The following is a 12052-nucleotide window of genomic DNA, read 5'->3' as shown; positions in this document are numbered from 1 at the left end:
TTAAGTCTTGAAAAAAGAAAACAAAGCTGCCATAGCTGCATATAACGATTTTGTCCGTTAAAGCAACTTGTTAGCGCTGAACTACAATCAAGTGGTCATTGGGGATGATTATATTTACAGGTTTATCAACGCCATTTTGAATTAAAACTGCATTTTTACCAAACCCATTAAACAAAATGCTCATATTTTCAAATGTTCCGTAGTCTTTACCAAGGTTACTTTCCCTTGCTTTTATGTTGTGCTCTTCAACATATTTTATATAAGGCTTTTTAACGTGAATAATTGCTTTATCCTCTTTAACGTTACTTAGCCTCATAGCACCATCAAGCAGTTTTCCTGATACACCTCCAAATAGAAGGGGTATAAAAAGTATAACTACAGCTAGTATTTTTTGGTGTTGTTTTAGGAAAGAAATTCTCTTGTTATCGTCGGCACTTAAATCTTCCTTAGATTCAATCTTTATGATTTCACTTCCACTTTCTTGATGCATGCTCCATAACAAAGCACAACCAAAAACAGCAAGAATTAACGAACCCAAAACCTTAAGATCAAAAGAGCCCAAACCCCATACGAACAAAAGACCAAACAATGCAAAAACAAAATGCTCTAGTGTTCCAGTAATAATATTGAATTGGGAAATAGCTTTATTAGCGCCAGAAACCTTATTGTAGAATTTGACTAAATAGTTAAAGCTCCGATATATTCCGTGCCAAATAGGACGTAATGTTATTCCAAGACAAGTTAAACTTGCTGTAAATAAAAGGTATATACCGCCAAAAGCGATAGCGAGCATAAGGAATAGTAAACCATCGCCAATACTCACATCTCTAGGGAAATAACCTATCTTCCAACAATACCCTAATAAGACAGAACCACCGACAGTCAAGCCAACTTTAAATGCTAGGCTTAATGCTTTATTAGCTATGTCTAATTGTTTATCTAACGTTTCTAATGGACTCAAAACTTTACCTTAGTGCTAACGCCGCCAGCAGAGGCGCAGCTTCGCTGCGTCCTACTGACCGGCTTAGTTATGCTATTTACACTCTAATTTTTTGATGAGATCGTCATCCTCAGCCTCTATTGCCTCAATGCAAGCAACATACTTCTTTTTAGCAAGCTCTAGGGAAAGAGAGCTATTCAAAGCTTCCGCTTTCTTACCATCGTTAGATTTAAAGCTATCAAACACTGAGCCTACCGCGCCAAAATACGCGCCTAAGATGTCAGCAGGTAACTTTAGCAATGCTATAGCTTCCCCGTCCGTATCTTGCTTATACTTTGTAGGAATACCATCTACGAATGCAAAGTCAGCTTCATTATTAGCAAAAAAAGTCTTAGAGACTGGGAGAAACAAAGTTTTTGAATCAGAGGGCGAAAACACAATTGACGATACGTTTAGACCTTGGCCTGTTGCAGACACTGTATATGGTTCATTTTGGCGATAGAAAATACCAGAATGTGATTCAGCCGATTTTTTTGAATGAGGTTTAGTTCCATTGCCCGTTGCGGCTTTACTAATAGTAACCATCAGATTACACGGCGTATAAGAACCTTCTCTCGAGTACGTAAAAATATGATCCCCATCTGTAGCGCAATTTCCCGCTGGGGCTGGCGATCCTACTAAGCTAAAAGTTCTAAGTTGACCGTAAGTCGTAGCAAGGTTTTTAAATGCATCAGTAACATTGCTTACAGTTGTTGATTTGCTTGATGTCAATAACCCTTTTTCTGTTATAGCAACATCCAACGTGTTTTTACCTAAGAAGTTACTACCATGATTCAACACATATTGTTTAGATAAGTCTGGAAATGCAGGCGTTGTTCCAAAGGATACTTTTGTTATCTTGCTGCTCTTAACATTTACCGTAACCACAAAGTCTTTCTTGGGCATGTAGTATGTCAGCCCATTTACATCATCAGACGCAGGTTCTTGAATAGATTTAACGCTAGAGCAGGAAGCGATACTTAAAGTAAAAAACAGCAGTATTAATATTCTCATATTAGTAATCTCCAATATCCCTATTGAAACCACCAAAAAGTAATTGGGAAGATTACTTTTCGACTACTGAAAGCATAGACACAATGACTCCCTGTAAAAGTGCTAGCCCCCGCACAAAGGGCAGCAAAACGTAGCGGCAACTGGTTTAAACTTGGGCGAAGCACCGAAACTAATCGCCGCGTAGTTTTGATGTCCTAGCCGCGCTTTTCAGCGGCGACTTGGTGCGTTTGTTATGAGGCTTTCGCACTTTTATTTGGCGTATTTGGTTTGCCAAATCCTTGTCGGCACACCTGAGTGCTCATCAACACCATCGTGTTTTGAAGCACCAAATAACTTATTAGCAATAGCCATTGATGAATCGTTGTCTGTCTCGATAAGGGCTTCAACGAAGAACTCTTTGTAACGCCCTGGTAGGTCTTTTTTAAATCGCTCTAAAATTATTTCGATAAATGCAGTTGTTTTTCCTTGCCCGCGAAGCTTCTCTACGGTTCCATAGAAAAGACAAAAACATGGAAGCCCATCTAAGGGTTGATTCTCATCCAGCACTACAATTTGCTCAACTTTTAAGCCAGTTAATCGAGCATAGGTATAACGCTTGTTATACAGCCCATTATCTTTTACGTAGTAGATGTCCTCTGTGAATGGAACCCTTGTCATTCTAAAGCCCTGAGAAAGTGCAGACTCTAAATTTTTAAGCCCTGTCATAGGATCTTGATGTGGATGCAAAATAAACTCCTTTATATTCCAGTGAATATTCAACGACTCGTTCTGCACTGACTATTTTCGCCATTTTGCACCTACCTGATATTTGGTTAGGTTTCTACTTTATAGGGGGAGCTCTCCAGCGAGCAGCGCGAGCGACTTTAGTGTTTTGTTAGAATGGCTAATCACCACTTTCGGTGAACCCCAAAACTGCGGCTGTTAAAGCAATTAAGCGATAAGCGATTATTGATAAAATAAAAAATGGAAGTATAAGAGAGTTTCCATTTTCTAGTTCCGCCATTTTTAACCCAAGTACAATGATTCCAATAATAGTTATCGCGAGTAGTACTAGTAAGCCTGCTCCCTTTGCTTTTAGTGAAAGACCTTTCTGTTTCACATTTAGTTCTACGTCAATTTTCTGATCTTCCATTTTTCCTCCCTGAATTCTAACAACTTACTAGTCCCCAAACCGTCATGCTAATCCACACGACTTTCGGGAACATGTCCTTGTATTTAGAATTACAATACCCCACAACCAACAGAAAAATAAAGGAAAACCGTACTGCCTTTTATCGCTCGTATATCAAAAACACCAATTCAGCATACAAATGCTTTCAATGTATTCTACATCCCACCCCAAAAACAAAAAAGCCAGCATAAGCTGGCTTTCAAAACACGAAAACAAATCTCGCCCTAACTAAAAACTACTTCCCCTGCCTAGCAGCCAGTTTCTCCAACTGCTCATCAGTAGCCGGTAGCTGGTGTTTTTCTTTCCACTCTGAATACGGCATTTTGTATACCACTTCGCGCGCGGCTTCGTAGTCGATATCAGCGCCCTGCTCGCTTGCAGCCGCTGAATACCATTTTGCCAAGCAGTTACGGCAGAAATCCGCCAAAATCATCAGGTCGATGTTCTGAACGTCTTTATTTGCGTCTAGGTGTTCTATTAAGCGGCGGAATACCGCTGCTTCTACTTCGGTTTGCGTTTGCTTATCCATTATCTATTACCTCTAAAAAAGCGTTTTTCGTTATGGTTTGAATGTATGGATTAACGGGAATAATCCAACCCGTTATTTCTTTTAAACCTAAAACGAAAAAAGGGAGCCAAGCTCCCTTTCTACTTAAACATAACTAACTAGGTTTAAAACCTAATTGATATTACTCTGCGTCGTCAGACTTAGGCGCAGGCTTTTCTAGAAGCTCTTTAATGCTTAAACGTACACGGTTCTGGCGGTCGATTTCCATAACCTTAACGTCAACCATTTCACCTTCTTTAAGGTAGTCAGTAACCTTGTTCACACGCTCGTGAGCGATTTGTGAAATGTGAACAAGACCTTCTTTACCTGGAAGTACTTCTACGAACGCACCGAAGTCTACAATACGTGTAATCTTACCATTGTAAGTCTTACCAACTTCAATTTCAGCCGTTACTTGCTCAATCTTGCCAATAGCGATGTCTGCTTTCGCACGCTCTGTCGCGAAGATTTTGATAGTACCGTCGTCTTCAATTTCGATGTTAGTGTCAGACTCTTCAGTAATTTGACGGATCATTGCGCCGCCTTTACCGATAACGTCACGAATCTTGTCTTGGTCAATCTTCATTGTGTAAATGCGTGGAGCAAATTCACTTAGCTCTTCACGGTGACCGCCAATTGCTTCGTCCATTACATTAAGAATGTGCAAGCGTGCTTCTTTTGCTTGTTTAAGCGCAATTTGCATGATTTCTTTAGTAATACCTTCAATCTTAATGTCCATTTGAAGTGCAGTAATACCGTCGGTAGTACCCGCTACTTTAAAGTCCATGTCGCCAAGGTGATCTTCGTCACCAAGGATGTCTGAAAGTACAACAAAGTTGTCGTCGCTCTTAACTAGGCCCATTGCGATACCCGCAACAGACGCTTTAATTGGAACACCTGCATCCATAAGCGCTAGTGAAGTACCACATACAGACGCCATTGAAGATGAACCGTTTGATTCTGTGATTTCAGATACCACACGTACTACGTACGGGAATTCTTCTTCACTTGGCATTACTGCTTGAATACCACGCTTCGCTAGACGACCGTGACCAATTTCACGACGCTTAGGCGAACCAATCATACCGGTTTCACCAACACAGTATGGAGGGAAGTTGTAGTGAAGCATGAAACGGCTGTCGCGCTTACCTTGAAGCTCGTCAATCATCTGTGCGTCACGCTCTGTACCTAAAGTAGCTGCAACAATTGCCTGCGTTTCACCACGGGTGAATAGTGCAGAACCGTGAGTACGAGGAAGAATGCCTGTTGCTACGTCTAGAGCACGAATCATTGCAGGCTCACGACCGTCGATACGTGGCGCGCCAGAAAGGATGCGTGAACGTACTACGTCAGACTCAAGATCGTGAAGTAGATCTAATACTTCTTTCTTGTCTTGTGCTTCGTCTTCAGCAAGGATAGCTTCTAGTGCTTTGTCAGTTACTGCAGTTACCGCGTCTTTACGCTCTAACTTGTCAGAAATCTGGTAAGCCGCTGTCATTTCAGCTTCAGCTAATGCTTTAACTTTGTCTTTAAGTACTGTGTTTTCTGCTTCCGGTGCCCAGTCCCACTTCTCAGTGCCAACTTCAGCAGCAAATTCATTAACTGCGCTAACCACAGTTTGAAGTTGCTCGTGACCGAACATTACCGCACCTAACATAGTTTCTTCGGAAAGCACGTCAGCTTCTGATTCAACCATAAGTACTGCGCCTTCAGTACCCGCAACTACAAGGTCAAGCTCGCTTTCTGCTTGCTCTTCATTGCGTGTATTTAGAATGTATTCGCCGTTGCTGAAACCAACACGCGCCGCACCGATTGGGCCGTTGAATGGAATACCAGAGATAGCAAGGGCTGCAGAAGTACCAATCATAGAGATGATGTCTGTAGGAATATCTGGGTTAGCAGACATTACAGTAACAACAACCTGTACTTCGTTTTTGAAACCTTCTGGGAATAATGGGCGAATTGGGCGGTCGATAAGACGCGCAGTCAATGTTTCGCCTTCAGATGGACGACCTTCACGCTTGAAGAAACCACCTGGGATTTTACCCGCAGCGTATGCTTTTTCTTGGTAGTTAACTGTTAGAGGGAAGAAGTCTTGATCTGCTTTGGCTTCTTTTTTACCAACTACTGTTACCAGTACAGACGTATCGTCCATGCTCGCAAGAACCGCAGCTGTCGCCTGACGAGCAATTACACCCGTCTCTAGAGTTACAGTATGCTGTCCATACTGAAATGATTTAGTAATAGGAGTCACTATTTGTCCTTTAATTTCAATCTTTATTTTATCGCTTTTAAACGCGGCGCATAGTATAGCTTTGAAGTGGCATTAATGCCATTGCCAAATACAGCTCCACGCGGAATTTGTCGTGTTATTTTGCGATTAATCGCTATCACTTATAGCACCATGACTATATGAAATATCTGTGAAATTTCAATTATTGGCTATATTTTCATCATACTGACACAAAACGGCGTATGCTAGAACAAAAAGCAAACAAACTAAGAATTCGAACATAGCGTCATAAACGATATATGGGCGATAGCGAGTTATTAAAACAAGAACGTCTAATAATTAGTGTGCTAAAGGAGATAACCATGTTGGTACTTCGACTTAATAAAGCAGGCATGCCACAAGAGTGGATAGATGTTGAACAAGCCGCAAAGCTTTACAGTCAGGACAAGGTGCTATTTGAGCTAGGTAGCGATGCTATAACGCTTAAAGGAGGCTGGAATCACGAAGGGCTACAAAGCAAACTTACCCTATCAAGTATTATTGCTTGCGATGGTAAAGTTACCGATTTGTCAGGCAAAGTTGCCCTAACTAACCGCTATTTGTTCAGGCGCGATAGCTATTTGTGCATGTATTGCGGCAATAAGTTTACGCCTAAGCAACTTACTAGAGACCACATTATCCCCCGCTCTCGTGGCGGAAAAGATAGCTGGACGAACGTTGCCACAGCGTGTCAGCGTTGTAATCACGCTAAAGCAGACAAAACGCCTGAAGAAGCCAATATGCCTCTTCTTGCTGTACCATTTAGGCCAAATGTTTATGAACGCTTTTATTTAATGAACAGGCGTATACTCGCCGATCAGATGGCATTTTTGGAAGGGCATTTTTCCCACCAGCGGGAATGGACGTGTAACGAATGAGTTGTGACGTATGAAGTGTAAGGAATGAAAGTGTAACTAAAAGCAGTGAGCGACCAGTAATTAAAAAAACAGGTCGCCCGTTGATTGCATTTTACAACCCAGTGCTAGTTGTTGTTTGCTGTTCTGTTGTAGCCTGCGCTGGAAGGGTACCGCTTTCGCTCTGCTGTTGCATTAGCATCGCCTGCTCTTCTTTTTGTGCCCTAAACCACAGGCTTAACCAGTCTGAACACATTTTGTGCTCTAACTCATGGGCCTCAATGGTAGGGCAAAATAAACTTACCTTTACTACCACTTTTGCAAGGTCGTTTGTTTTGATCTCTACTTCTGGGTCGATACGAATAAACTCTTGCTCTAAATGACGTTCAATTAAGCCTTTGTAGCGCTCTGCTACGTCCCGAAAGTATTCACAGTGCGCTTGAGCGCGGGCGTGGAATGCAGGTAATAAACTATAAGCATTTACCGTAGGCTCGTTAACTATTTCAAACGAGTGCAAACGATAGCGGCGCATAAAGTTAAGATTACGTACGGTTTGAGTAACTAGCTGACTGTTAGGTACGTATACGTGCTTACCTGTGTAGTTAAAACTTTCGGGGTCAACCTCTAAAAGCGCGGTTTTTGCCCAATCCATCTCTACCACTTCACCAATAATATTATTCATTTGAATCCAATCTCCTACCCTAAATGGTCTAGCGCCTAGGTAGTAGATGAAGCCCATAAAGCATTGAATAAATTCACGGGTGGCAAGCACTATGGCAACCATAAATGCGGCGATAGATATAGCGAGAGTTTGTATTTCAGAGCTCCACACCATCATCAATACAATGATGATAAAAGCGTTTCCTAACTGCTCTAAAATATTAATCTGATTTCTTCTATCCTCCCCCCGCTGAGAGCTAATGCGCCTTATAAGCAGCAGCAAACCTTTTTTTATGAAGTGCAATACAATTAAAAGTATTAGTGATGTCAGCAGTTTGTACTCAATTGCGAACGCAATAAGCTGATTCCATAACTGCGTTGGGTCTATCACAATCTCCATGTATGCTCCGTCTGTGCTGCGAGGGTAAATCTTTGAATAAAAATAAAAAAACGCCGACGAATGTCAGCGCTTTTCATTATGAAGCATGTAAACCTGTGGCACAATGCCGACCAGTTGCAACAACTATTATTTAATCGCGAATTTGGCCTTCACCATTCACTAAATACTTCTCTGAAGTCAATGACTCTAAGCCCATTGGCCCATAAGCATGAAGCTTAGTTGTAGCGATACCAATTTCTGCACCTAAACCAAGTTGACTGCCGTCAGAGAAACGTGAAGAGGCGTTTACCATTACCACACTTGCATCTACTGCACGTTGGAACAGCTTGCCCTTCTCAGCATCTTCAGTACAAATTACTTCAGTATGGTTACTACCGAACTGCGCAATATGGTCTACCGCACCTTCGAAGTCATCAACAACGCGTATAGCGATTTCTAAACCAAGGTACTCTTCACCGTATGCGTCTTCTGCAATTACGTCAGCGCCATCGAAATACTGGCTACCTTTTTCGTTTACGTGAACCTTCACACCTTTTTCTTTAAAGGCATCGGCCACGTTAGGTAAGAAGTCGCCAGCAACAGCTTGGTGCACAACTAAGCCTTCTAACGCGTTACACACGCCAGTACGCTGTGTTTTACCGTTTAAAAGTAATGCTAGGGCTTTGTCTAAATCGGCATCTTTATCTACATAAAGGTGGCACACACCTTTAAAGTGCTGAATAACCGGTACCTTAGCGTTATCGGTTACATAGTTGATAAGACCTTCACCGCCACGTGGAATAATTACGTCGATATAATCGCGCTGTTCCATTAGTTCTTGCATTAGCGCACGGTCTGGATTTGGTACAACGGTAACTAGTGCTTTAGGCAAGTTATGCTTTTCTAGCACCTCTTGCATAAGTTCAGCAATCGCCAAACTTGTATCAAGCGCTTCCTTACCACCACGTAAAATTACGGCGTTGCCCGATTTAAAGCACAGTGCACCTGCGTCGGCAGTAACATTTGGTCGTGCTTCGTAAATCATGCATACAACGCCAAGCGGTATACGCATTTTTTTAATTTCTATACCGTTAGGGCGCGTACCGATAACGCGCTCTTTGCCTACCGGATCATCAAGTTCAACAATAACTTCAATGCCTTCAGCCATAGACTCGATACGCTCTTCATTAAGAATTAAGCGGTCGATCATTGCAGCGTCTAGGTCGTTGTCTTTAGCGCGCGCTACTTCTTTTTCGTTTACTTCAATAATTTTGCTTTTATTTGCACGAATTGCCGCGGCCATATCAGTTAACACCGCGTTTTTCTGACTTTCACTTAAAATTGCCAGTGTACGTGCAGCTTTTTTCGCCTGTTGTGCTAACTCTGTAATAATACTCATTCTTTCTCCAGATTTGCTATGTGCTGATCAGAAATAATTGGCCCTGTTTTTTCTTCAAACTCATGGGCGAATTCGTCGTTTTCCTGATTCGCAATAAAATTCAATAAACAGCTACTGTAATTCGATTTCGCTTTCACCAACTTGGTACCGTCTTCTTTACGTACCAAAATAGTGTCGCCTACTGAGAACTCACCTTTCACGTCTATGATTTCGCTACTTGTAAGTTGCTCTGCATCGCTGTGTAAAGAGTCGTCAAAGTCCCCTTCTACAATAACCTCGCCTTGCGCGTTCGACGTATGACGCATCCAATGCACATTTTCTTGCATTGGTTTAGCATGAGGTTTGAAATGCGTGCCTGGGTTTTCACCCGCTAGCAGCATATTAAACGACAGTTCAGTAAAGCCGTTAATAATATATGTATCTATACCATGCGAAACGGCTTTTTCGGCCGCTTCAATTTTTGTACGCATACCGCCAGTGCCTACACCACCTTTAACTGCTCCACCAGCCATGTCATATATGCTTTGATCTATGGTATCGACCGTTTTAAGCATTTTTGCATCATCATGCTCGTGAGGATTTTTATCATATAACCCATCAATGTCTGAACAGATGATAAGTGCGTCAGCTTCAGCCGCCGACGCCACCATAGCTGATAAATTATCGTTGTCGCCAACTTTTAACTTGTCGGTAGTCACAGTATCGTTTTCATTTACGATAGGCAGGACATTATTGTCTAATAAACTGAATATCGTTTCGCGGATGCTCACATAACGCTCTCTGTCTCGCAGGTCAGCGTGAGTAAGCAGCATCTGAGCAGATGGAAAATCGAATAGTCGATCCCATGTGGCAATCATTTCTGTTTGGCCTGCTGCAGCCATTGCTTTTTTAATTGCAATGTCTGACTTTTCTAGCTCAGGAAACAAGTGCGCGCCAGCGGCTACAGAACCAGAAGACACGAGTACAACTTGTGTTCCGTTGGCTCTGCATCGCACGATAAATTGCGCAATGCTCAGTAAATAGTGGCTGCTACAACCTTTCTGATTGGGCGATATTAATGCACTACCTACTTTGATGACTACGCGTTTCCAATTAGGATGACTCATAATAAACTTTTTAACCTTAAGATTGTTGATTCGCTAATTCTTCACTGGCTTGCAAAAACGTTGCTTGTACATTTGACGATGGGTTTTCGCTTAAGCGACTTACCATGTAAAGCGTTAATGTACTTACCGCAAACCCAGGAATAATTTCATAAATAACGCTGCTTAACGTTTTACCGTCAGCCAAAACTGGCGCATAAATCCAAAACAGTACAGTTACTGCACCGCTAATCATGCCTGCCATTGCCGCTTTCGCTGTTAGGTCCTTTTTATACAGACAAAACAGTACTAACGGACCAAATGCAGCGCCAAAACCGGCCCAAGCGTTACTTACCAAAGATAAAATTGTATTCGACGCATCCATGGCTAATAGCAATGCAACAACAGCTACGCCTGCTACACCATATCGCCCAATTGTTACCGTTTGCTTTTCGCTTAACGATTTTTCTGGCGACTTTTTGTTTACCATTACACGGTAAATATCCTCTGTTAACGAGCTTGCGCTAACTAATAACTGCGACGAAATTGTGCTCATAATGGCGGCTAAAATTGCTGCCATTAAAAACCCACTAATTAATGGATGAAAAAGCAATTGTGAGAAGATAATAAATATCGTCTCTGGGTCGTCGACGGCAAGACCAAACTGGTTAGCATAAGCAATACCTACAAAGCCTGTTGCTAATGCACCAATAATAGTTACCAACATCCACGACATACCAATGTTTCGCGCTGTACCGATTGATTTAACAGACCGGATTGCCATAAACCGCACGATTATGTGTGGCTGTCCAAAATAACCCAAGCCCCAGCCTAAGCTTGAAAGCAAGCCTACAATCGTTAGCGTTTCCAACGATTCTGAAAAACTAGGTACAGATTGGTAAGCGGCGCTTGTCATTTGAGATACGCTATCGAATTCGGTAAACGCTACAATCGGAACTAATACTAGTGCCACGAACATAATGCACCCTTGTACAAAGTCCGTAAGGCTTACAGCTAAGAAGCCTCCTAGTAGCGTATAAGACACCACTACACCCAGCGTAATAAACAAGCCCAACTGATAGTCGACTGAAAATGCACTTTCAAACAGCTTACCGCCTGCCACTAACCCTGCAGACGTGTAAAGCGTAAAGAACAGCACAATGATTACCGCCGATACGATTCGTAAACTTGAATTTGGCATGTTGAAGCGCTTTGCAAAAAATTCAGGCACAGTAAGGGAGTCGTTAGCCACTTCGGTATATACACGAAGTTTAGGTGCAACTAATAAATAGTTAGCTAAAGCACCTGCAACCAAGCCTATTGCAATGTACACCGCGTCAAAGCCGGTTAAATACATAGCGCCGGGTAGACCCATTAACATCCAACCTGACATGTCGGAAGCGCCCGCAGACAGTGCGGTAACTTGAGGGCTTACTTGTCGCCCTCCTAATATGTAACCAGAAATATCACTGGTAGATTGTCGGTAAGCAAACAACCCTATCCCTAACATCGCTATAAAATACACCGCTAGTGATAGGTAACTTTCCATTGGCATAACGTTCGTTATTTCCTCTATTGCTCTTCGAAAACTCGTTAATGACTAGCTGTTCTAAACACTTGCTACAACAGATGTCGATGCAAATAATTAAATCGAACAATAATCATTAGAGCTCTAACAATATAAGGATTTGACAG

At 42.1% G+C, this 12052-nt stretch carries 11 protein-coding genes; 1 reads left to right on the top strand and 10 read right to left on the bottom strand.

Features of this window, described 5'->3' with window-relative positions:
- Positions 1 to 70 precede the first annotated feature (70 nt).
- From KL866_RS11125 to pnp, 6 genes are all read right to left on the bottom strand, one after another.
- Positions 71 to 961, bottom strand: a complete 891-nt coding sequence (locus KL866_RS11125) for a hypothetical protein (RefSeq protein ID WP_214995066.1) — start codon at positions 959 to 961, stop codon at positions 71 to 73.
- 72 nt (positions 962 to 1033) lie between these two features.
- Positions 1034 to 1993: a hypothetical protein gene (locus KL866_RS11120; RefSeq protein ID WP_214995064.1), complete on the bottom strand. Its 960-nt coding sequence runs from the start codon at positions 1991 to 1993 to the stop codon at positions 1034 to 1036.
- A 249-nt stretch (positions 1994 to 2242) separates the two neighbouring features.
- Complete coding sequence (locus KL866_RS11115) at positions 2243 to 2719, bottom strand: hypothetical protein (protein ID WP_214995061.1); 477 nt, start codon at positions 2717 to 2719, stop codon at positions 2243 to 2245.
- A 157-nt stretch (positions 2720 to 2876) separates the two neighbouring features.
- Positions 2877 to 3125: a hypothetical protein gene (locus KL866_RS11110; protein WP_214995059.1), complete on the bottom strand. Its 249-nt coding sequence runs from the start codon at positions 3123 to 3125 to the stop codon at positions 2877 to 2879.
- Positions 3126 to 3399: 274 nt separating this feature from the next.
- On the bottom strand, positions 3400 to 3693 hold the full coding sequence (locus KL866_RS11105; protein WP_025255143.1) for a DUF1244 domain-containing protein: 294 nt from the start codon (positions 3691 to 3693) through the stop codon (positions 3400 to 3402).
- A gap of 160 nt (positions 3694 to 3853) precedes the next feature.
- Complete coding sequence (gene pnp, locus KL866_RS11100; RefSeq protein ID WP_025255142.1) at positions 3854 to 5965, bottom strand: polyribonucleotide nucleotidyltransferase; 2112 nt, start codon at positions 5963 to 5965, stop codon at positions 3854 to 3856.
- A 341-nt stretch (positions 5966 to 6306) separates the two neighbouring features.
- Here pnp and KL866_RS11095 point away from each other — a divergent pair, with 341 nt between their 5' ends.
- On the top strand, positions 6307 to 6861 hold the full coding sequence (locus tag KL866_RS11095; RefSeq protein WP_025255141.1) for an HNH endonuclease: 555 nt from the start codon (positions 6307 to 6309) through the stop codon (positions 6859 to 6861).
- A gap of 91 nt (positions 6862 to 6952) precedes the next feature.
- Here KL866_RS11095 and KL866_RS11090 read toward each other — a convergent pair whose 3' ends face one another.
- The 4 genes from KL866_RS11090 to putP all read right to left on the bottom strand — a co-directional run bounded on the left by KL866_RS11090 (position 6953) and on the right by putP (position 11912).
- Entirely contained in the window at positions 6953 to 7897 is a 945-nt protein-coding gene (locus tag KL866_RS11090; RefSeq protein ID WP_025255140.1) for a mechanosensitive ion channel family protein, read from the bottom strand.
- Between the two features lie 130 nt (positions 7898 to 8027).
- On the bottom strand, positions 8028 to 9275 hold the full coding sequence (locus tag KL866_RS11085) for a glutamate-5-semialdehyde dehydrogenase (protein WP_025255139.1): 1248 nt from the start codon (positions 9273 to 9275) through the stop codon (positions 8028 to 8030).
- On the bottom strand, positions 9272 to 10381 hold the full coding sequence (proB, locus tag KL866_RS11080; protein ID WP_025255138.1) for a glutamate 5-kinase: 1110 nt from the start codon (positions 10379 to 10381) through the stop codon (positions 9272 to 9274). Before proB ends, KL866_RS11085 begins: the two co-directional genes overlap by 4 nt.
- A gap of 16 nt (positions 10382 to 10397) precedes the next feature.
- Positions 10398 to 11912 carry a sodium/proline symporter PutP gene (gene putP, locus KL866_RS11075; protein ID WP_214995057.1) on the bottom strand — a complete coding sequence of 505 codons (1515 nt, stop codon included), beginning with the start codon at positions 11910 to 11912 and terminating at the stop codon, positions 10398 to 10400.
- Positions 11913 to 12052: the final 140 nt, after the last annotated feature.

It is taken from the genome of Alteromonas sp. ALT199 (genome assembly GCF_018619335.1).
GTDB lineage: Bacteria > Pseudomonadota > Gammaproteobacteria > Enterobacterales > Alteromonadaceae > Alteromonas.
This window is presented reverse-complemented; position numbering and strand designations above follow the sequence as displayed.